The organism is Amycolatopsis sp. SB7-3, from assembly GCF_041021335.1.
Lineage (GTDB): Bacteria > Actinomycetota > Actinomycetes > Mycobacteriales > Pseudonocardiaceae > Amycolatopsis > Amycolatopsis japonica.
The window spans coordinates 457654-478294 of record NZ_JBFPJQ010000001.1 but is presented as its reverse complement, the minus strand read 5'-3'; the positions used below and the strand labels follow the sequence as shown (position 1 = coordinate 478294).

At 68.9% G+C, this 20641-nt stretch carries 15 protein-coding genes; 9 read left to right on the top strand and 6 right to left on the bottom strand.

Annotated features, from left to right (window positions below; all coding sequences use genetic code 11):
* Positions 1-175: 175 nt before the first annotated feature.
* The 5 genes from AB8M46_RS02225 to AB8M46_RS02205 all read left to right on the top strand — a co-directional run bounded on the left by AB8M46_RS02225 (position 176) and on the right by AB8M46_RS02205 (position 8212).
* A complete protein-coding gene (locus tag AB8M46_RS02225; protein ID WP_037341956.1) occupies positions 176-598 on the top strand; it encodes a hypothetical protein in 423 nt (140 codons plus the stop codon).
* Between the two features lie 17 nt (positions 599-615).
* Complete coding sequence (locus tag AB8M46_RS02220; protein ID WP_394359412.1) at positions 616-3366, top strand: LuxR C-terminal-related transcriptional regulator; 2751 nt, start codon at positions 616-618, stop codon at positions 3364-3366.
* Between the two features lie 234 nt (positions 3367-3600).
* Positions 3601-5160: a S8 family peptidase gene (locus AB8M46_RS02215; RefSeq protein ID WP_394359411.1), complete on the top strand. Its 1560-nt coding sequence runs from the start codon at positions 3601-3603 to the stop codon at positions 5158-5160.
* 25 nt (positions 5161-5185) lie between these two features.
* A complete protein-coding gene (locus AB8M46_RS02210) occupies positions 5186-6646 on the top strand; it encodes a trypsin-like serine protease (protein ID WP_394359410.1) in 1461 nt (486 codons plus the stop codon).
* 27 nt (positions 6647-6673) lie between these two features.
* The gene (locus tag AB8M46_RS02205; protein WP_037341962.1) at positions 6674-8212 is read left to right on the top strand and encodes a S8 family peptidase; all 1539 of its coding nucleotides are present in this window, start codon (positions 6674-6676) and stop codon (positions 8210-8212) included.
* A 110-nt stretch (positions 8213-8322) separates the two neighbouring features.
* On the opposite strand, the gene AB8M46_RS02200 is transcribed toward AB8M46_RS02205, so the two are convergent.
* Positions 8323-8805: an ATP-binding protein gene (locus AB8M46_RS02200; protein ID WP_052120816.1), complete on the bottom strand. Its 483-nt coding sequence runs from the start codon at positions 8803-8805 to the stop codon at positions 8323-8325.
* A gap of 183 nt (positions 8806-8988) precedes the next feature.
* On the bottom strand, positions 8989-10335 hold the full coding sequence (locus AB8M46_RS02195; protein WP_394359409.1) for a hypothetical protein: 1347 nt from the start codon (positions 10333-10335) through the stop codon (positions 8989-8991).
* A 125-nt stretch (positions 10336-10460) separates the two neighbouring features.
* Between AB8M46_RS02195 and AB8M46_RS02190 the strand changes: the two genes are divergently transcribed.
* Together AB8M46_RS02190 and AB8M46_RS02185 are read left to right on the top strand one after the other, a co-directional pair.
* Complete coding sequence (locus AB8M46_RS02190; protein WP_321167114.1) at positions 10461-10808, top strand: PadR family transcriptional regulator; 348 nt, start codon at positions 10461-10463, stop codon at positions 10806-10808.
* Entirely contained in the window at positions 10805-11812 is a 1008-nt protein-coding gene (locus AB8M46_RS02185; RefSeq protein ID WP_394359408.1) for a hypothetical protein, read from the top strand. The genes AB8M46_RS02190 and AB8M46_RS02185 overlap by 4 nt, the downstream gene beginning before the upstream one ends.
* Before the next feature lie 25 nt (positions 11813-11837).
* Here AB8M46_RS02185 and AB8M46_RS02180 read toward each other — a convergent pair whose 3' ends face one another.
* The 3 genes from AB8M46_RS02180 to AB8M46_RS02170 all read right to left on the bottom strand — a co-directional run bounded on the left by AB8M46_RS02180 (position 11838) and on the right by AB8M46_RS02170 (position 15114).
* Positions 11838-12593 carry a hypothetical protein gene (locus AB8M46_RS02180; protein WP_394359407.1) on the bottom strand — a complete coding sequence of 252 codons (756 nt, stop codon included), beginning with the start codon at positions 12591-12593 and terminating at the stop codon, positions 11838-11840.
* Positions 12593-13756 carry a hypothetical protein gene (locus AB8M46_RS02175; RefSeq protein ID WP_394359406.1) on the bottom strand — a complete coding sequence of 388 codons (1164 nt, stop codon included), beginning with the start codon at positions 13754-13756 and terminating at the stop codon, positions 12593-12595. Before AB8M46_RS02175 ends, AB8M46_RS02180 begins: the two co-directional genes overlap by 1 nt.
* A 77-nt stretch (positions 13757-13833) precedes the next feature.
* A complete protein-coding gene (locus AB8M46_RS02170) occupies positions 13834-15114 on the bottom strand; it encodes an MFS transporter (protein WP_394359405.1) in 1281 nt (426 codons plus the stop codon).
* Here AB8M46_RS02170 and AB8M46_RS02165 point away from each other — a divergent pair.
* Both AB8M46_RS02165 and AB8M46_RS02160 read left to right on the top strand, forming a co-directional pair.
* A complete protein-coding gene (locus AB8M46_RS02165; RefSeq protein ID WP_037341973.1) occupies positions 15113-15463 on the top strand; it encodes a metalloregulator ArsR/SmtB family transcription factor in 351 nt (116 codons plus the stop codon). The genes AB8M46_RS02170 and AB8M46_RS02165 overlap by 2 nt on opposite strands.
* A 97-nt stretch (positions 15464-15560) precedes the next feature.
* Entirely contained in the window at positions 15561-16595 is a 1035-nt protein-coding gene (locus tag AB8M46_RS02160; RefSeq protein ID WP_125736848.1) for a helix-turn-helix domain-containing protein, read from the top strand.
* Here AB8M46_RS02160 and AB8M46_RS02155 read toward each other — a convergent pair.
* Positions 16558-20556 carry a S8 family serine peptidase gene (locus AB8M46_RS02155; RefSeq protein WP_394359404.1) on the bottom strand — a complete coding sequence of 1333 codons (3999 nt, stop codon included), beginning with the start codon at positions 20554-20556 and terminating at the stop codon, positions 16558-16560. The genes AB8M46_RS02160 and AB8M46_RS02155 overlap by 38 nt on opposite strands.
* Positions 20557-20641: the final 85 nt, after the last annotated feature.

Below are 20641 nucleotides of genomic sequence, written 5' to 3'. Positions count from 1 at the left end.
TTTGCATTTTCGGTGGGGCGCATCGGGTCGTTGTGCAGCGGCGTCGAAGCCGTCGAGATCCATTTTGGACACAACCAACCGGCGACGCGCCGGCCTTCCGCCTGAACGGCGCGCCGCATTCTCTACGTACCCTCACTTATCGCGTGCGGGCTGGTCACGGCCACCGTCCACGGAGATGCTGGAGAGGCTCAGGTACGGCGTCGAAGGGAAGAATGTGCCGGCCGTCGTCTCGCCCGCGTCCGTGGTTCGCGACAGCATCGTGGCCGCCGTCCTGGTCCGGATGAGCGCGGCCGCCGACATCGCGCCTTACCTGCGCGGGCCGGCGCTCGCGGTGGTGGTCCGGCTGACCCGGGAGGTGGTGTCGCGATGCGTCGACGCGCTGGATCCCGGTGCGGATCTCAGCGGGGGAGCGGACGCGCTGCACCCGGTGCCCGGGGAACCGGCGGCGGTCAGGGCGGTGCTGGCCCGTGTGCTGGGCACGTTCGCCTGGGAGCGGCTCGCCGAGGTCATCGGCCCGCACGACACGCCTCCGCACGCGGTGTGCCGCGCGGTCGAGTCGTTATTCGACTCGCTCGTCGAGCTGGGCCGGTCACACTGACGTAAGGGGCACCCGCGGTGGAGAAAGCGCTGGAGCAGGAGATCGCCAAGCCGTCGGCCTTCATCGTGGTCGAAGGTGAGCCCGGCTCCGGGCGGTCGAGCCTCCTCGATCGGGTCGCACGATCCGAAGGCCGGAACCGGACGGTGATCGAGGTCCGCTGCGCGCGAGAGCGCGATCCCGTGCCGCTGGCGCCGGTACTCGACGCGCTGGGAACCGCGGCGGGCGAATGGAGGGGGATGGCCGACCGTCTGTCGCCCCTCGCCGGGGTTCTTCACCCGCTGCTTCCGGAGCTGAGACCCGTACTGCCGGATCCGCTCGGGTCCGATCGTCACCTGGTGCACCGCGCGCTTCGTGAGCTGCTGACCTTGCCCGAACGCACGCTTCTGATCGTCGACGACGCGGACGAGGCGGACGAGGAAACCCAGGAGTTCCTCCGCTATCTGGCGTCCAGGCCGTCCGAACGGCTGGTCGTCCTGACGAGCTCTGCGATCCGGTTGCGGCAAGGCGAAGCCCGCGACTCGTGGTGGCCTCCCCGCGCCGGAGTGACGGCTCGGTTCACCCTGAAGCCGCTTCAGGTCGAGGACATCGCGGCGATGGCCGGTTCGCTGGAACTCGCCGAGCGGGTCCATCGCCGGACCGACGGCGTGGCCGCCGCGGTCACGGCGGTCCTGGAATCGGTCGCCGGACTTGACGCGCGGGCCGCGGTGAAACTTTCGGAGAAGGTCGTCCCCGGTGCTTGGGCGGCGGAACTCGCCGCGAGGTACGCCGTGCTGGACGAAGGCGCCGCGGCGATCGTGTCCGCCGCGGTGATCCTCGGGCGACCGGCGTGCGCCAAGACCCTCGCGGCCGTGGCCGGCTCGGACTGGGCCGGAATCGTCGACGACCTGCTTCAGGCGATGGCCGGGGGATTCCTGCGAGACCAGGGCAACGATCGTTATGCGGTGCGCAGTCCCTTGGTCGCCGACGCGGTCCATGCCGCCGTCCCGGGCCCTCGGCGGTACCGGCTGCACTCCAACGCCGCGCGGTTCCTCGCCGGCTCGGACGAACCGCGACCGGAAAGGATCGCGTACCACCACCGGGAGGCGGGTGAGCTCGACGAGTGGGCCCGGCGGGTCGCGGAATCCGTGGACCTGGCGACCGCCGAAGGCCGGCCGGAGGACGCCGTGCGTCTGCTCGAGGCCGCGCTCGGGGACGCGGCTCTTTCCCGTGCGAACAGGGAGGACTTCGCCGTCCGCCTCAGCAGGGAGACGGCGTACGGGCTGATCGGCGAAACCACTCTGCGGCTGCTGCGCACGGCGGCGCGCGAGTGGCCGATGAGCAAGGCCGCCCGCGGCGAGATCCGGATCAACCTCGGTCGTGTCCTCATCAATCAGGCCGGGCAGGTCGACGCAGGCCGTTCGGAGATCGAGCTGGCCATCACGGATCTCGCCGACCGGCGCCCGCTTCTCGCTCGCGGCTTGATCACCTTGGCGCTTCCGCACGTCGGGGCGGTTCCGGTCGAGGAGAACATGCGCCGGCTGGACGAGGCGGTGCAGGCCAGCAAGGGCACCCGTGACGTCGAACTGATCGCCGCGGTGACCGCGAACAGGGTTTCCGGTCGGATGCAGATCGCCGATCCCGGAGCTTGGCAGGACGTCGGTACGCTGCCGGCCTCGCCGCGGTCGGCCGAGGTGCGCAGGCAGGTCAGCCGGACCTACATCAACCTCGCCGACGCGGCCGCGTGGAACGGGTACTACCCCGTGGCGAGAACTTATCTGGCCACGGCCCGGAGGCTGATCCAGGACGAGGAACAGCCCTACTTGGAGGCGCTCGCCGCCGGGACGGACCTTCGGCTCGATGTCGCGATGGGGATCTGGCCGGAAGTGGAGACCGGCGTCCGCGAGTTGCTGGAGCGTGTCGGTGAGGGCAGTTCGCTCGCGGCGGAACCCTTGCTCGCGCTGGGCTGGCACCGGCTGGGCAACGGACGTCGCAAGGAGGCCTCACGGAACTTCGACGCCGCCTTCACACTCGCGGCGGGGAACGTGCCGCAGCAGGCTTCGGCGTTCGCCGGGCGGGTGACCGTCCTCCTCGCGGCCAAAGAACTTCCCACCGCCGCGCGGCTCGCGGAGAGCGGGCTCGAGACCATTCGCCGGAAGAACAACTGGGTCTGGGCGGCCGAACTCCTGCCGTCCGCCGTACGGGTTCTCGTCGCCCTGGCACAACACGAAGCGGCGACGCGGCTGGTGGACGAGTATCAGGAAGGGATCGCCGAGCGCGACGCGCCGCTCGCCCACGCCGCCGCCCTCTTCTGCCGAGGTCTGCTCGCCCGAAAACGACCGGGCGACGCGGCCGAATCGTTCGGCCGGGCGTCCCTGGCCTATCAGGCGTTGCCAAGGCCCTATGCCGCCGCTGTCGCGAGCGAACTCGCGGGTGAGTGTCACGCCGAACTCGGTGACCACCGGAAACTGCTGGGAGCGCTGACCTCCGCCGAAACCATTTACCGTTCTCTGAAATCCGCCGCGGATGCCCAGCGGTGCCGGCGGCTTCTGGCGCGCCACGACCCGACCACTCCGTCGAGGGGGCGTCGTGGATACGGGCAGTCCTTGTCGCCGCGCGAACTCGAGGTCGCGCGGCTTGCCGCGCAAAGCCTCAGTAACCGTGAGATCGCGGAACGGCTCTTCCTTTCCGCGAGGACGGTCGAAGTCCACATCGGCCGGGCGCTGACCAAGCTGGATCTGCCGTCGCGTGCGGTGCTCACCGAGGATCTGCTGCGCGAGCAGCGGGCCTGACCGTCACGAAAGAATGCCGATATCGCATCGTCGGGTATTCGGAATTTCATGAGGTCCCTTATTCAATGACACCACGGCACTGATCATAAAAATGTGCGCTTTTAATTGAGTATCCGGCCGGGTGTGGTACCTATTGTTCTTCGCCGATTGAGAACTCACTGTTGTCACAACGTGGTTGTGGCCACGTTCGCACTGTCTCCCCGGTGTCGATTCCCCTGCTTTCAGGAGTATTCAATGCGCGAAAATCTCCGACCCCGATGGGTGTCGGCCATCGCGGGCCTGTCGCTCGCCGTCTGCGCTTCGATGTCGGCGCTGCCCGCGGTCGCCTCGCCGGTAGGGCCCGCCGTCCAGGCCTGGGTGCCGGACGCCATTCCGGGCTCCTACCTCGTCACTTTCAAGGCATCGACGGTGACCACCGCCGATGCTCGCTCACTGGCGGCGGAGTACGGCGGACAGGTCACGCGCACCTATGACGCCGCGCTGCGCGGTTTCGCGGGCCGGATGACCGAGGCGCAGGCCCGGCGGCTCGCGACGGATCCTGCCGTCGCCTCGGTCGAGCCGGATTCCCTCGCGCGTGCCACGGACACCCAGAACGACCCCACCTGGGGCCTGGACCGGGTCGACCAGAAGGACCTGCCGCTCGACAAGAAGTACGACTACGCCAACAAAGGCGACGGTGCCACGGTCTACGTGCTCGACACCGGCACCGACTATCGCCAGTCGGAGTTCGGCGGCCGCGCGAGCAGTGGCTACGACTTCGTGGACAACGACAGCGACGCCTCGGACTGCCAAGGCCACGGCACACACGTCTCGGGAACCGTCGGCAGCACGACCTACGGGATCGCGAAAGGTGTGAAGATCGTCGCCGTCCGCGTGCTCGGCTGCAACGGCAGCGCGCCGTGGTCGACGATCGTGTCCGGTATCGACTGGGTCACCAAGAACGCCCGGAAACCCGCGGTGCTCACGATGAGCATCGGCGGCGGGGCGACCTCCACAGTGGACCAGGCGGTTCAAGGAGCGGTCCGGGCGGGTATCACCGTCACGGTCGCCGCGGGCAACGAGGGCCAGGACGCCTGCAACGTCTCGCCTGCCCGCACGCCCGAGGCGATCACGGTCGCCGCGAGCGACATCCAGGACAAGCGATCGATCTTCAACTCCTCGCAGTCCTCGAACTACGGGTCCTGCACCGACCTGTTCGGCCCGGGCAGCAACATCACGTCGACCCGCAACGGCGGCGGGACACAGCAGATGAGCGGCACCTCCATGGCCACCCCGCATGTCGCGGGCGCGGCCGCGCTCTACCTCACCGCGAACCCGTCCGCCACCCCGGCGCAGGTCACCAAGGCGCTGCTCGACAACGCCACGCCCGGCAAGATCTCCGACGCCAAGGGCTCGCCGAACAAGCTGCTGTACACCGGTTTCCTCGGCGGAACCCCGAATCCGCCGTCCTGCGCGGGTGGCACGAGCGCGGACGACGTCGCGATCCCTGACGCAGGCGACGCCGTGACCAGCACGGTGACCATCGGCTCCTGCGACGCCAAGGGAACTTCCGGCACATCGGTGGCAGTGGCGATCAAACACCCGTACTCGGCCGATCTGAAGATCGACCTCCTGACGCCCAGCGGCAAGGTCGTCAACCTCAAGCAGGCAGGCGGCGTGAGCACGATCGACCTCTCCAAGACCTACACCGTCGACACCTCGGGGGAAAGCCGCACCGGCGACTGGAAGTTGCGTGTCCAGGACGTCTACCGGTTCGACACCGGCGTGATCGACAACTTCGCCCTGACCTTCTGATTTCTCCCCTGTGAAAGGAACCACCGTGAAGAAGAAGAGAATCGTAGGCCTGCTGGCACTGGGTGTGGCGGCCCTGTCGATCCCCGTCCTGGGCGGCACCGCCGGCGCCGCTCCCCAGCCGACCGCGTCGGCGATCGCGCCCACCGGTGACGTCCGGATCCTCGACGGCGCCCACGCCCAGGGCATCGGCGGCGTACCCGCCTCGGTGAAGGACTACCCGTTCGCCATCGCGGCGTTGCGCGAAGGTGGCTCCCGGCCCAAGGGGCAGAGCTGCAGCGGTTCGGTCGTGGCACCGCGCAAGGTGATGGTCGCGGCACACTGCAAGGAACTGGCAGGCGAAAAGACGGTCCTTTATGGACTGGACGACCTGGTGAGCACGGGCGGCACCCAGCTCAAGGTCGTCGACTACCAACTCCACCCGAAGTTCACCCAGCCCTGGAACGGATACGACGTCGCGATCATCACCACCGACGCGGACATCCCGGTCCCCGCGGGCGGTTACGCGAAGGTCGCCACCTCGGCCGACACCGGCCTCGAAACGCCGGGCAAGGACGGTTTCAGCCTCGGATACGGCAAGAAGACCCAGAACGACAGCCCGCCCGACGTCACGCTGCAGAAGCTGACCCTGCCGATCGTCGACCCGAACCAGTGCACCGGGGTCGAGAACGGCGTCGACCCGAAGACGATGATCTGCGCCGGGTATTCCGACGGCCGCAAGACCGTGCTCCCCGGTGACAGCGGTGGTCCGTTCATCGTCAACGGCGTGGTCGTCGGCATCACGTCGTGGAGCCGCAGCGACTTCCGGTGGTACAGCGTCTACAGCCGCCTGAACAACGAGATGGGGGACTGGGTCAAGCAGCAGATCGGTGACGTGCCCAGCGGTGACAAGTTCACCCTCGCGGCGTCCCCCGGCGCGGTGAAGACCGACCCCGGCAAGTACGTTTCGACGTCGATCACGAGCAAGGAAGGCAAGAACGGCAGCGAGAACGTCGCGCTGAGCGCGTCCGGACTGCCCGACGGTGCCAAGGCGACCTTCCAGCCTTCGTCCATCATGTCCGGCGACACCGCGAAGCTCACGATCGAGACCGCGGCGGGAACGCCGGAGCGGGACTACACGATCACCGTGTCCGGCAAGGGGACGACCGACACCGCGACCACCACGCTGACGCTGACCGTCGGCAAGGGCGGCAGTGAGCCGGGCGACCTCAAGGTCACGGTCAACCCCGGCTCGGGGACCGCACGGGCGGGTCAGTTCGTGAACGCGACGGTCTCCGCGACCGGCGGCAGTGGCTCCATCACGCTGTCGGCGTCCGGCTCGGGGCTGCCGATCGCGCCGTTCTTCAACCCGCAAAGCATCTCCAGCGGCGGCAGCTCGACGATGCAGATCTTCGCGCCGTTCCAACCCGGTACCTACCCGATCACGGTGACGGCGAAGGACGGCGCCGGCAAGACGTCGACCGCCACCTACACGCTCACCGTCCAGTGATCGTTCTACCCACGGAGGTGATGTTCCATGCGTAACCACCGGAAATTGCTGCTGACCTTGGGCGCGTTGACCCCCTTGCTGGCACTGGGCATCGGAAACGCCGTCGCGGCCGAGGCCGAAGGCGTTGTGGTGCAGGCGAAACAGCATTACGCCGACCAGTACATCGTCGTGCTGAAGGACGGCGTCGCGACCGCGCAAGCGTCGGCGACCTCGTTGACCGGGCGTTTCGGCGGCGAGGTGCGGTCGACGTGGTCCGCGGCCCTGAACGGCTTCTCGGTGAAGAAGATGACCGAGCGGCAGGCGAGGCGGCTCGCGGCGGATCCGTCGGTCAAGGCCGTCTACCAGGACGGCACCGCCCGCGGCACCGACACGCAGACCAACCCCACGTGGGGCCTGGACCGCGTCGACCAGAAGTCCCTGCCGCTGGACAAGAAGTACACCTACAACAACAGCGGTGAGGGCGTCACCGCGTACGACCTCGACTCGGGCATCAACCCCGACAACCCCGAGTACGAAGGCCGGGCCAGTATCGGCAAGGACTTCATGGGAGGTGACGGCAAGGACTGCAACGGGCACGGCAGTCACACCGCGGGCACCATCGCGAGCAAGACCTACGGCGTCGCCAAGAAGGTCAAGATCGTCGGCCTCCGGGTGCTCGGATGCAACAACACCGGTCCGGATTCGGGCATCATCGACGCCGTCGACTGGGTGACCGCGAACGCGCGGAAACCGGCCGTGGCGAACATGAGCCTCACGATGGACGCGCCCGGCGTGGGTGACGACGCGCTCAAGAAGTCGATCGCGTCCGGTGTCGTCTACGGCGTCGCGTCCGGCAACGCGTCGACCGACGCCTGCAACACCAGCCCCGCCCGGGTTCCCGAAGCCATCACGGTGAACGCCACGGACTCCGGCGACAATCGTTCGTCGTTCTCGAACTACGGTTCGTGCACGGACATCTTCGCGCCGGGCAGCAACATCACGTCGCTGAGCCCGAACAGCGGGAGTTCGGCGGTGATGAGCGGGACGTCCATGGCGACGCCGCACGTCGTCGGCGCGGCCGCGCTCTACCTGGCGGCCAACCCGTCCGCGACGCCGAAACAGGTCCGGGACGCGCTGGTGAACAACGCGTCCGACGGGGTGGTCAAGAACCCCGGCAGCGGCTCGCTGAACAAGCTGCTGAACGTGTCGTTCATCGGTGGCGGAGGCCCGGAGCCGAAGTGCGGCGCCAAGTCGAACACCACCCCGGTGGCGATCCCGGACGCCGGTGCCGCGGTGACGAGCTCGGTGACCCAGGAAGGATGTGATGGCAAGGCGTCCTCGTCACTGCCGGTCAAGGTGGACATCAGCCACACCTACTCGGCCGACCTGACGGTGAGTCTCATCGGGCCCAGCGGCGCCACCTACCGGTTGAAGAAGGCAGGAGGGGTGGGCAGCCCCGCCGGTGTGCACGAGACCTACACGGTCGACGCCGCCACCGAGAACGCCAACGGCACCTGGAAGCTGAGCGTCCAGGACGTCTTCAAGTTCGACACCGGTTCGATCGACGGATTCACCATCACTTTCTGACCAGGTGGGGTGAGAGAGGTGGGGCCGGTCGCGAAGACCGGCCCCACCTCGAGGGTTGGAACGACCATTGCCACTCACGACCTTCGGGCAGGCCAGGCCTCGGTGACAAGTCAGGTCTCGTAGTACGTCTGCACTGGAACCAAGGCCCACACCACTTTCCCCGCTTGTTCGGGTCGAACACCCCATTCGAGCGAAAGGTGACCGACAAGGCGGAGACCATGGGTGTCCCGGCAGCTTTCCGGCCCCAGATCCCCGGCATCGGCCTGGTCATCGGTGACTTCGACCAGGATTCCCCGGGACTGTCTGGTGACTCGCAGTTCGCCGGGGTTGGTGGCGTGCACATAGGCGTTGGCCACCAGCTCGTCCACGACGAGCAGGAGCCCGCCCATCGGTTCTTGCTCGCTGCGACCGAAATTCAGGCGATCGGCCACCGTTGAGCGCACGCGGCGGAGCTCGGGACGTTGCGACAGGTCCAGCCTGAATTCCGCGGTCCAGGCGATCCGCTGGGTCAGCCGCTCGAGCTCGACGTCGATGTTCACCGAGAACAGCCGGTCGGGATCCTCGTCGTCGGCAAATCCTCGCGCCCCGTCCATCCCGCTCCTCAGTCGACTTCGTCGATCGAATTTCGAGGCTGCGGACGGCGTGGATGGGTCAGGGCGGCGAAATCACTCGATCGGTCGATCCCTGCGCCTCGCCGGCACGCCGCGCTTCCCGGTAGTCCGGATCACTCATCGTCCCCGGATCGCCGCGGATTCCGAGGTGGACGCCGCCGGGGCCTAGGTGCGCGCGAGTACCCGGTAGGGGCGCACGACCGCTTCGACGAACGCCGTGACCTGTTCGTCGACGTGCGCCTTTTCCTCGGCGTCGTTCTCGACGAGGAACAGGCGGTTGGCGATGTTCTTCTGTGCCTTCAGCAGTGCGAAGTCGTCCCTGCTGTACAGGGTGTCCGCGGCGTTGCTGGGCAGCCGATGCTCGTCGGACACTTCGAGACTGATCGACTGGCCCGTCACCGAGATCTTCGGTGGCTCGCCCCGTCTGGCCAGCCGGGCGGAGCGCTTGGTGTCGGAGGCGCGGACGTGGATGATCTGCGACGCCGCCAGGACCTTGTCGCCGAACACCTGGAGCGCTCCGATCGTGTCGGCCCTGGCGAACTCGACGATCGTGATCGGGTTGCTCCGGCGGTTTTCCCAGACCCGGTGGCCGAGCGTGTGCAGGGCGGGCCGGAGATCGTCCTCGCGCTCCACTTGGAACGCACCACCCTGCTGGGCGCTGAAGCCCGCACCGCGACCGTCGCCGAGGAGCATCAAGGCGTGGAGGAATTCTTCGAACGCGTAGACGTAGTCGTTCAGCTCGTCGACCTGCATCCGCCACCGCCGAAGCTCTTCGGCGAGCGCACGCCGGACCAGTGACTTGCCGGCACCCGGCAGGCCGGTGACGAAGACGACCGGCGCGCGGTGGCGGAACGCCAGATGCCGCAGGATCGCGTCCTCCGCCTTGGCGGGCAGCTGGTACGCCGCGCGCTGCTCCCGGATCCGGTCCGCGAGGCCGGAGTCGGGTCCGGCCAGGAGTTGCCCGGCCAGGAACGATTCGATGGGTTCGGATTCGCTCCACGTCTCGTCGAAGTGGCTGCGGAACACCTTGGCGGCGGAGATCTCGTCCAGCCGTTCGGGCCGGTCCTTCCCGCCGTTGCGGCGGTTGAGCACCGTGTGGTGTTCCGAACCGGAGAACAGGTGGTACGACAGGTGATCCGCGGTCAGCGCGCGGGACACGCGAACCTCGATGCCCGCTGCGAGCAGCTCGGCCCCGGCGGTCAGGGAGGCGGGCTCGGTCCGGGTGATCACGCGGACGCCGCGCCGGCCGTTGATCTGCGTCCACGATTCCTGGATCTCGACGAGCACCGGCGAGCCTTGCGCCGGCAGCAGATTCGGGACCAGTGCGTCGAGCCGGTCGACGTTGTCGTTCTTGGAGATGACGAGCATCTCCGCCAGGTAGTTCCGCCGGGTCATCCGCTGGGAGAGCCCGGTCGGCAGGCGGGTACGCCGCCACAGGAACCTGACGGTCGCCACGATGAGGGCGACGGACACACCGCTGGTCACGGGAACGAGGAGCTGACTCCAGTTCATCGGGTCACCTGTCCGCGGTGTTGTCGGAACGCCTAAGCCAAAGTTTAGGCGTACCGAACTTTCTTTTCAAGTACGACGGATTCTCCGAGGTGGCACAATATATCGGCTAGCGATATATTGTGCTCATGGCTGGTCGAACGATGACGGAGCAGGCGTTCTTCGTGCTCACCGCGCTGGTGGACACCCCGCGGCATGGGTACGGGATCGTCGGCGAGGTGAGCGGTCTTTCGGACGGCCGGGTGAAGCTGAAGGTCGGCACGCTGTACGGCGTGCTGGATCGGCTGGTCGCGGACGGTTTGGTCGAGCCGGATCGGGAGGAGGTCGCCAACGGGCGGCTCCGCCGGTACTACCGGCTGACCGAGGACGGCCGCACGGCGCTCGCGGCCGAGGTCCAACGGCAGGCTTCGAACGCCCGCGCCGCCTCGGAACGGCTGCGCGCGTGGCGGCCGGCGGACACCGGGGGCCTGGCGTGAACCGCCTGGAGGAGCGGTACCGGCGGGTGCTCCGGCTGCTCCCCGCCGCCTATCGTCAGGCGTGGGAGGAGGACATGGTCGCCACCTTCCTGCTCAGCGAGCTGCCGGAAGACGACGAGGAAGCGGAGTTTGCCGTCGACCACGGCAGGCCGAGCTGGCCGGAGGTGGCGAGCGTCGTGGCGCTGGCGGTCCGGCTGCGGCTGGGCGGTGACGGCGCGCCGCCCCGCTACCTCGTCTGGGGCGAGACGGTCCGGCGGCTGGCGCTGGTGGGGTTGCTCGTGCAGGCGGTGGCCGCGCTCGCCGGTATCGGGGCGTGGCTGTGGTCTCCCGGGATGACGAACGTGGTCGCCCCCGGCCAGGCGGCCGAGGTGCAGGCTCTTCTCGGCTTGCTGTGGGTGGCGGCCTATCTGTGCCTGGTGACCGGCCGGTGGCGCGTGGCACGGCTGTTCGCGGCGCTGGCGCTGGTCCGAGCCGTGGTCTTCTTCGGCGTGGATCTCGCGGCCGTCGAGGGCGCGTTCGGGCTGTCCTGGACCATCGGGCTCCTGCTGGACGCGCTGCCGGTGCTGGCTCTGGTCGCGTTCCATCGGCAGGCCCCGCCGGTGAAAACGCGGCCGTGGCTCGTCGCGCTGCCGGTCGGCGTCGCCCTCCTGACGGTCGCGCTGCTGCTCACCTACGTCACTGTTCCGGTGCTCGTGGACTGGCCGAGCGTGGTCTGCGCGGCCGTCTTCGCCGCCGCCGTCGTCTACTTGAGCGTGCCTCGCCTGGGGTGGCGACGTGCCACGGTGTCCTGGTCGACGGCGTTGGCCTTGCTCGCGCTCGCCGCCCTCGTGCAGCGTGTCGTGACGTTGCTGGACTACCTCCGGTTCGCCGCTCGCACCGAGGAACTGGACGTCATGATCACGATGGGCGCCGGGCAGGCCGTGGCGGTTCTGGCGATATCGGTGCCGCTCGCGGTGCTCGCCGCCAAGTCCGTGCGCGCGCTGCCGCCGGTCGCGGCCCGGTGATGCGGACGAAAGCCGCCGCCCTCGCCTACTTCCGTCGGCGTGGCCGTAAGAAGGTCTTCGGCGTGGTCCTCGGGAAACAGGTATACGTGCCACCGTGCGCCAGGTAGTGGTCGACGATCAGTCCGCCCGGTTCGGCCGGTGCGATGACGTTGTCGGGCACGTACCGACCGCCGAGATCGGCGCCGGACCGGTACCGGCCGTGCGTCAAGAGCCGGAGCAGGATCGCCGGTGGCTCTTGGCAAAGGGCGTAGGGGGCCGCGTTGACGGACAACGGTTTCCGTCCGCGTTCGTAACCCTGGAGCAGATGAGTGAGGCGACGGGACAGCCCTTCGACCTCGGCTCTCAGCCAGACTCGCGCCTCGGCGCTGTCATCTCCTTGCAGAGTCCGCGTCAGCAGCTCCGCGGCGACTTCGAGCCCGCGGCCCTGGCTGAACGCGATCAGGACGTGCTCGAGCCGAGCGGCCGCGTGGATGGGCAGTGAGGCATCGACGGCGAGCTTGCGCGCGAGCACCACACCCAGTACGACGCTCAGGCCGCCGCGGCCGGACGCCGTCTCGACCTGCTCGACGGGAATCGCCACCAGGCACGTCTCGACCTGGTTCCGGCGTTCGGCGAGCCCGGTGACGACGCAGGTGTGCTGCACGTCGGCGGCGAGGGACCCGGCCAAGCCGGTCACCCGGCGGAGGGTTTCGGGATTCCATTGACCGTGGTCGCCGGCGACCAGTTCGAACTGGGTGCCGCCGGCGAAGCCGAACACGACCGGATTCACGAACACCGGCATCACTCGCCTTCGCCGGTGACGAGGGATCTGGCGACACGGTCACGGAGATCTTGGATACCCCAACCACGTTTCGAGCTGCCGATGATGAACTGGAACGGGACTCCCGCGGTCTGGCAGTCCTTGCGCATGGCGCGGATGACCTCGCCGAAGGTCTGTTCCGCGTCCACCCTGACGGTTTCGCTGTTCGAGTCCCACGGGTCATGGCTGGAGAGAAGATCGAATTTCGTCAGGAACAGAACGACCAGGCGTGGTCTCAGGCGCTTGTCCCGCGCGCCCAGGATGGCTCGGGGGAAGTTGGCGTACCCTCGTTGCTCGACGACGAATTCATGATCGTAAGCGACATCGGTCGCCGTATTCTGGCGACGTGCCGAAATCACGAACACGATCACTCGTCGATTCCGGCGGCGTGATCTCCTGATGGAGTTGAGCATGCTCGCCGGATCCGATCCGGCGCCGTCGATGACGCACGGATCCATCGTGAACTCCCCGTACCGCACAGGCCGCAGGCTGGTGGACGTCGTGATGGCGGTGGTCGGCTTCGCGTCCGCCTTCGGGGCCATGTTGTCCCGCCATGCGGTCCAGAGGTCGGTCTTGCCGGCGCCGGGAAGGCCGGTCAGGAGCACATCGACCCGCCAGCGGTGCCGCCATCGATCGATTCCCTTGGCGAGCCAAGGAACGCTTACGATCGCGAGCAGGAGACCGAGGAGCGCGAGCCAGTTCTGACCGAGCCAGGAGACGAATCGGCTCCAGTCACTGACGCCGGCCGGGTTCGGGGCCGGGGGTGGTGCCGCGGCCGTGCTCCAGATGCCCGCCTTGTCCTTCTTGCCTTTGGCTTCAGCGGCTTTCTCCGCTTCCACCGGGGTGGCCGAAGTCAATTTGGCGCAGCCGAGCTCCAGGAGGTCGACACGAATGCTCGCGGTATCGGGGGTGCCCCCGAACTGCCATTTCCGGGCGCAGGCGATATCCACGTCCAGCCCGCCGACATCGATGATCTCGTCCTTGCTCGACTCGACGCGTACCACCCGGAGCTTGGTCGGGTCGTCGAGAGCATCGAATTGCACGTACGGCGGACGTGAAAGTTTCGACGGCGTCGGAGGCGCGGACGTCTCGGATGCGACGGCCGTCGACCGGTCAAGGGAACCCGTGAGGGAAAACAACAGCATGAGCAATACGGCGCATGCCGTACTCCTGTGCCCGGTGGCTTTCATCAACCGATGAGTCGAACGGCTCGGAGAGGTCGTTACGGATTTCGAAATCCCGCTTTCGCGTGCGGGCGGGGATGGTCTTCGTCGTTTCGTGGCCACGCGCGGACGGCCGTGACGAAGCCGATGACGCCGAGTGCGCCGAGGACGAGCCAGGTGACGGTGAATCCGGCGTCGGTGGCGAGCCGTCCGGCGATCGGGTAGGCGAGGAGCCAGCAGGCGTGGGAAAGGGAGAACCGGGCGGCGAAGATCGCGGGCCGGTCGGCGGGACGGCTGGATTTGCGCAGGACCCGGCCGACGGGGGTGAGGACGAGTCCGGTGCCGAGTCCGATGACGGCCCATACGACCGGCGCCGCGGCTCCATACTCCACTGTGGACAGTGCGATGGCGCCGGTCAGGCCGGCGAGCAGGGTTCCGCCGCCGGTGAGCATGACGGTGCGGTCGGGGATTCCGTCGAGTACGCGGGGGAGCAGGAGCGCGGCCAGGATGGTGCCGGCGCCGTTGGCCGCCAGGAGCAGGGCGACGTCGGACTGCGTGCCGCCGAGGGTGTCTCGGACGTAGTTCACGGTATTGACCATGATCACGGAGCCGGCCGCCGCGACCACCAGGTCGAGGCCGAGGGTGCCCCGCAGGCGCGGGGTCGCGACGTACATCTTGATCCCGGACATGGTGCGCTCCCAGGCCCCGCCGCGGTCGCCGCGCGCCGCGTCCGGGATCCGGGTGCTCAGCACCAGTGCGGCGGAGGCCGCGAAACCGAGCGAAGTACCGGTGAACAGCCAGTGGAAGGACACGAGACTGAGCACGGCGGCCGCCAGGAGCGGGCTGAGGAGGCTCTCCATCGTCGAGGCCAGCTGGGACAGCGACAGTGCCTTCGTGTAGTCGCGTTCGTCGGGAAGGAGATCGGGGAGTACGGCCTGGAACGCCGGGGTGAACGAGGCCGACGCCGACTGGAGGACCACGATCAGGACGTAGATCTGCCAGACCTGGTCGACGAAGGGCAGGGCGAGCACCACCAGCGCGCGGATCATGTCCAGGGTGACGAGGAGGAACCGGCGCGGCACCCGGTCGGCGTAGGCGACGGAGAGCGGAGCCACCGTGACGTAGGTGATCATCTTGATGGCCAGCGCGGTACCCAGGACGGCGCCCGCGTCGGACCCCGCCAAGTCGTAGGCCAGCAGCCCGAGCGCTACGGTCGTCAATCCAGTGCCGAACAGCGCGACCAGTTGCGCCCCGAACAGATGCCGATAGTCACGATGACCGAACAGCGACACGTTTCGCGGCTCCTCTCGTGTGGCCTCCTTTCCATGATAGGTGCTCATGTACGCACATGACGAATCAGGCGACCAGTGGTCCCAGCTGCCGCCGGACGACCAGGTCGAAGCCGCGTCCACGGCGTTGCGGATGCTCGCGGATCCCACCCGGATGCGGATGCTGTGGCTGATCAGCGGCGAGGAGTACGACGTCGCGTCACTGGCGGCCGCGGTGGACATCGCGCGTCCGGCGGTGTCCCAGCATCTGGCCAAGCTCAAACTGGCCGGATTGGTCACCCAGCGCAGGGACGGCCGCCGGATCCTCTACCGGGCGCGCGGCGGGCACGTCCGGCGTTTGCTGGCCGAGGTCATGAACGCGGCCGATCACCATCTCCACGGGATCCCCGACCACGACTGACCACAGTGGACGGTCCGGACGCGACGCGGTCCTTTTGCCCGCCGGATTCCGGCGGTATGGTCGGACGAAGGCGACCGCGGCTGTGGCGGGAGACGATTTGCTGGACATCATCGGTCTGAACGAAACCGACGTCGAGGTCTACGATGCCTTCGCCGGCACCGGTTCGCTGACCGTCGCCGAAATCCGGCAACGCACCGGGCTGCCGCGGCAACGGCTGCTCCGCGTGCTGGGCGCGCTGACGGAAAAAGGTTTACTCGTCAGGCTTCCCGGCCGCGCGGAGGCGTATTCGGCGGTGCGGCCGGAGATCGCGCTGGAGGCGATGCTCCGGCTGAAGGAACAGGAACTCGCGAGCGCGCGGCTTGTCGCCGACCGGTTGCGCGAGCGGTACCGTGCGACGTCCGGCGAACGGCCGGTCGATCTCATCGAGGTGATCCACGGCGACGCGCTGATCGCCGAGAGGGCCGATCAGCTGCTGCGGTCGGCCGAGCGGGAGGTCGCCTTCGTCGACAAACCGCCTTACGCGCAAACGCCGAGCGTCCTGCATCCCGCGGAACGCGATCTCCTCGGCCGGGGAGTGCGCTTTCGCGGGGTTTACGAGCGCAGCGCGCTGGAAATGCACGACCTGTCCTCCGATCTGGAGGCGGGCCTCGCGCTCGGTGAGGAGGCCCGCGTGGTCACCAGCGCCCCGCTCAAGATGATCGTGGTCGACCAGCGCGTCGGACTGGTGCCACTGCGGTCCGATCTCCCCGAGGTCGGCGCGGCCTTGGTGATCCACCCGTGCGCGTTGCTCGACGCGCTCGGCGCGGTCTTCGCTTTCCTTTGGCAGAGCGGGCTTCCGCTACGCCTGCCCGGTTCGGCCGAACTGGCGGACGTCGCACCTTCAGACGACGCCCGCCTGCTCGCCTTGCTGACCACCGGCCTGCCGGACCGGAGCATCGCCAAACAACTCGGCATGAGCTACCGGACCTTCCAGCGACGGCTTCGCGACCTCATGACCGCGCTCGGCGCGACCACCCGGTTCCAGGCCGGGCTTCAGGTCGCCACGCGGGGTTGGGTCACCTTGCCGTCGACCCAACCCCCGATCGACGACGACGTCAGCGAGCGCGCGGGTTCGCCTTCGCCACGTCCGTGAGCGCGTAGGCCCGCTGGACCGTCTGCGTCACGGTGTTGCCCGAGCTGTCCCGTGCTTCCGAGCGCAGCCAGACGAACCCGTCCGTCGCCGCGACTGGCGGGTGGGCCACCGTCACCGACCACAGCCCGTTCGCGCTCGGCCGGACGGTCGCCGCCGCCCACGTGCGCCCGCCGTCCGTCGACGCCGACACCTGCAGCCGCGTCACCGGTCCGCCGCCCCGCGCGCCGCTGTGCGAGCCGGCGGACACGTCGAAGGTGAACGGGCGCCCGGCCGGGGCGCGGCCGCCGAGATCCAGCGGCAACCGGTGGTCCAGCTGGATGAGCGGCTGGAAGGAACACGACTTGCCCGCGTTGTGGCAGGAGAAGCCGAGCGGTGCCGGAGCGTCCGACCGCGCCGAGGCGAACGTCCACGACGTGTCCGTCCTCGGGGCGTGCTGGAACAGCGCCCCGCTCGGGATGCCGACCTGCGCCGGACCGGGCATCACGTCGGTCACGTCCAGCCGGTAGGTGGCGGGAGCCGGTGCGAGCCGGAACTCCGGGATGAGCGCGAGCGGATCGTCCGCATTGGACCGCGGGATCTCGGTCCCGTCCCGGTACAACCGCGCCGTGGTCGCCGCGAAGTACCGCGCGTTCTCGTAGGGATTCGCGTAATGCCCGCCCGCCCCGGTCGTGCCGTCCAGCCACTGCAGGCCGGGGACGAACAGATCGGGATCCGTGCCGCCACGGCACATCGAGCACAGCACCGCCCAGCCGGAGGCCGTCGCCGGGTACCGGGCCGGGTGATCGGCGGGCAGTTCCACCGTGCCGCTGTGCAGTGGTGCGCGGAACCAGAACTCGTCAGGTCTCGACCGCTCGCCCGCGCGGTAGACGTTCTGCGCGTTCATGCTCAGCGCGGTGCGACGCCCCGCGGTGTCGTTGCCGGACAGGGTGACGACCCGTTTCCAGACCAGCCGATCGTCCGCCGGGCCGGTGTATTCGGTCCAGGAGCCGGGAACCGGGATCTTCGTGCCCTGCACCGCCTGTGTCTTCCACAGGCCGGTCGGGAAGGCGTACCAGTTCTTCTGGCCGGTCAGTCCCGGTTTTTCGGCCTGGTAACCGGTTTTCGTGGCGACCAAGGTCTTCCGGTCGACCCGCCGGACGAGCTCCTTCGGCACGCCGTTGGCGTCGAGATAGCTGAGGTTGTACATCGCGTCCGGAGCCGCGCGCACCAGCAAGCGCACCGAAACGGCACCGGCGGTCCGCAGCTTTTCGCCTTCGTCCCAGCCGAGGGACAAGGTCGGCACCACCGAGCTGCTGAGGCCCGGAACGCTCAGCGAGCCTGGCGAACCGGCGTAGGGGATCAACGCCGCCCCGCCCGCGGCGGACACCGCGCGTGCCGCGTTCGCGATGCCCGCGGAGACCGCGCTCACCGGATCCGGTGCCCCGGGCGGGACCGGAATCCTCACCAGGACGGCCTTTCCTCGGACGTCGAGACCGGTGAGATCACCCGCGCCGCCGAACACCACCGGCAGCGTTCGTTCACCGGGTGACTTCGCCGTCAACGTCGGCACGTCGTACGCCGGGTTCAGCAAGGCCGAGCCGCCACCGGCGATCCGCATCTCGACCGCGGTCTGGGACAGTGTCGCGCTGTCCTGCAACGAAATCGCACCCGCCGAGGTGGCGGCCGCAGGTGTCACGCGTACCTCCCAGCCCGCGCCCGAGGCAAGCCCGGCTTCGCCGACGTAACCGTTCACACCCGCTCCGCCGGGGATCACGCGCCGCAGCATCACCGTGCGGTCGCGAAGATCGGTGGGAGTGGGTGTGATCAGCCCCGCCGGGACGGCGCTCGCCGCGTTCAGCGCGATCTCCGCCGGGCCCGTGACGGCGACCTGCGTCGCGCTCATCGCCGACCAGCGGCGCACCGTCAGCCCGCGCTCCATCGCCCAGCCGAGCGCCGAATAGCGTCCGGCGGGCACGAGCACCCGGCCGACCCCGTCGACCAGGCCGATCTGCTGGCTGACCTGGTCGAGGAACGGGTCGTTGCGGTTACCCGCACCGGCCGCGTCGTCGATCAGCTGAGCCGACGCGGACTGGGCGGGCCCGCCCGCCGAGTCCCGGACCCGGATCGTCACCGGGAACAGTTCGGCCGCGTTGTAGGTGCTCACGGGCGTCCGCACCGCGTTGGTCCCGTCCGCGGTCGTGGCGACCACGGCGCCGCCGTAGACGCCCGCCGTTCCTTCGTTCGGGTTCACGGCGAGGTCGACGGTGGCACTCGACTTCGGTGGGATCGACAGATCCGTCTTCGCCAGGCGCATCCCGGTACCCGGCGCGGCGCCGCCGTCCCAAGGTCGCACGGTCAGCTTCAGGTTCAGGTTCAGCGGCTGGTCCCCGGTGTTGGTGTAGGACAGCTGCCGGACGACCTGTGCCGAGGCGTTGGTCGTCCGCTCGTTACGGCCGAAGCTCGCGACCGCGGTGCCGGTCGCCTTCTGCGACACGGCCCGCGCGACGTCGAGGAGTCCGGCGCCCTGCTCGAACCAGCGAAGGCCGACGTCCTTGGCCGTGGTGACGAGGGTGTTCTTCAGTGCCTGTCCGGTCAGTTCCGGGCGCTGCTGCAGCAGGATCGCCGCGGCGCCCGCCACGTGCGGAGTCGCCATCGAGGTGCCCGACGCGGCGGTGTAGGAGGCGTCCACCGGCTCGCCCAGCGTCGTGTCCGCGGCCCTGGCGGCGACGATCCCGACACCCGGCGCGGTGATCTCCGGCTTGACCGAGGCGTCCCGCAACCGCGGGCCGCGGCTGCTGAACCACGCGATCTTGTCCTCCCGGTCGACCGCCCCGACGGTGAGCGCGGACGTCGCCGCCCCCGGCGTCGTGACGGTTCGGTCGCCCGGTCCGGAATTCCCGGCCGCGACCACGAACAGCGTGCCGGACTTCGCCGAAAGCGAGTCGATCTGCTCGCTCATCGGGTCGGCCCCGTCGCTGACGCCGGCGCCGAGGCTGAGGTTCACGATCTTCGCGCCCTGCGCGACGGCCCAGTCGACCCCGGCCATCACCTGTGCGGTGTCACCCTCGCCGGAGGCGTCGAAAACCTTGGCCACCACCAGATTCGCGTCCGGCGCCACGCCTTTGTACCGGCCGCCCGAGGCCGCGCCGGTACCGGCGACGATCGACGCGACGTGCGTGCCGTGGCCGTGGCGGTCCACGACGTCGCCTTCCCCGCTGAAGTCCGCGGAGGCGACCGTCTTGCCCGCCAGGTCGGGATGGTTCTCGTCGATCCCGGTGTCCACCACCGCGACCGTGGTCCCCTTCCCGGTCCACCCGCCGCTCCACGCCGACGGCGCCCCGACCCGCGCGGTGCTCTTGTCCAGCGTCACCCGGACCTTCCTGTCCAGCCGGACTTGCGCGATCCCTTGGTTCAACACGGGTTTCCCACCCGCGTCGAACGCGACGAGCGAACGCCAGAATTCGCCCGTCCCCGCCTTCTTGACCTGAACTCCCACTCCGTTGGCCGTGACCAGCGGGGTGAGCCGCTGGGTCTGCGGAAGCGCCTTCGCCTTCGCGTCCAGAGTCCGGGCGGACAGCCCCGGCCGGTCGCCGTAACGCACGATGACGGGGATCGTGGTGCTCGTCGCGTCGTCACGCCGGTCGCCGACGAGCGTGGTGACGTTGAACAGCTCCGGGCTCAGCAATCCCTTGCCGACGAACGGAAGCGCGTCCGACGGATACACCATCAGCCCTTCGGCCGTGGTGGTGATCTGGAACGCCGGGCTCGGCCGGTCCGGCCGCACCGCCGGTTCGACCTGTGCGGTGCCGTGCCCGGCTCCGTCTCGTTCGTAGGTCACCACGTCGCCGGTGAGCAACGTGACGCGATGGACGTCCGGCCGCCCGGCGACGGGAGCGGGGCCGGATACGGCGGCGGTCGCGGCGGTCGCGATCACCGGCAGGGGGATGAGGGCGACCAGTGCGGAGGCCGCCAGGATCGCCACCGGGTGCCAGGGGTGTCTCGTCAGGTGAGGGGAACGGGGGAACATCGAGCCTCACTCTCCTCGGATAGTGAGAAGCGGCCGTGGG

Excerpts from the sequence above, each read along its gene's own strand:
- AB8M46_RS02225 (WP_037341956.1), top strand. The coding sequence starts at position 176 with ATGCTGGAGAGGCTCAGGTACGGCGTCGAAGGGAAGAATGTGCCGGCC.
- AB8M46_RS02215 (WP_394359411.1), top strand. The coding sequence starts at position 3,601 with ATGCGCGAAAATCTCCGACCCCGATGGGTGTCGGCCATCGCGGGCCTG.
- AB8M46_RS02205 (WP_037341962.1), top strand. The coding sequence starts at position 6,674 with ATGCGTAACCACCGGAAATTGCTGCTGACCTTGGGCGCGTTGACCCCC.
- AB8M46_RS02200 (WP_052120816.1), bottom strand. The coding sequence starts at position 8,805 with ATGGACGGGGCGCGAGGATTTGCCGACGACGAGGATCCCGACCGGCTG.
- AB8M46_RS02195 (WP_394359409.1), bottom strand. The coding sequence starts at position 10,335 with ATGAACTGGAGTCAGCTCCTCGTTCCCGTGACCAGCGGTGTGTCCGTC.
- AB8M46_RS02190 (WP_321167114.1), top strand. The coding sequence starts at position 10,461 with ATGGCTGGTCGAACGATGACGGAGCAGGCGTTCTTCGTGCTCACCGCG.
- AB8M46_RS02180 (WP_394359407.1), bottom strand. The coding sequence starts at position 12,593 with ATGCCGGTGTTCGTGAATCCGGTCGTGTTCGGCTTCGCCGGCGGCACC.
- AB8M46_RS02175 (WP_394359406.1), bottom strand. The coding sequence starts at position 13,756 with ATGCTGTTGTTTTCCCTCACGGGTTCCCTTGACCGGTCGACGGCCGTC.
- AB8M46_RS02165 (WP_037341973.1), top strand. The coding sequence starts at position 15,113 with ATGTACGCACATGACGAATCAGGCGACCAGTGGTCCCAGCTGCCGCCG.
- AB8M46_RS02170 (WP_394359405.1), bottom strand. The coding sequence starts at position 15,114 with ATGAGCACCTATCATGGAAAGGAGGCCACACGAGAGGAGCCGCGAAAC.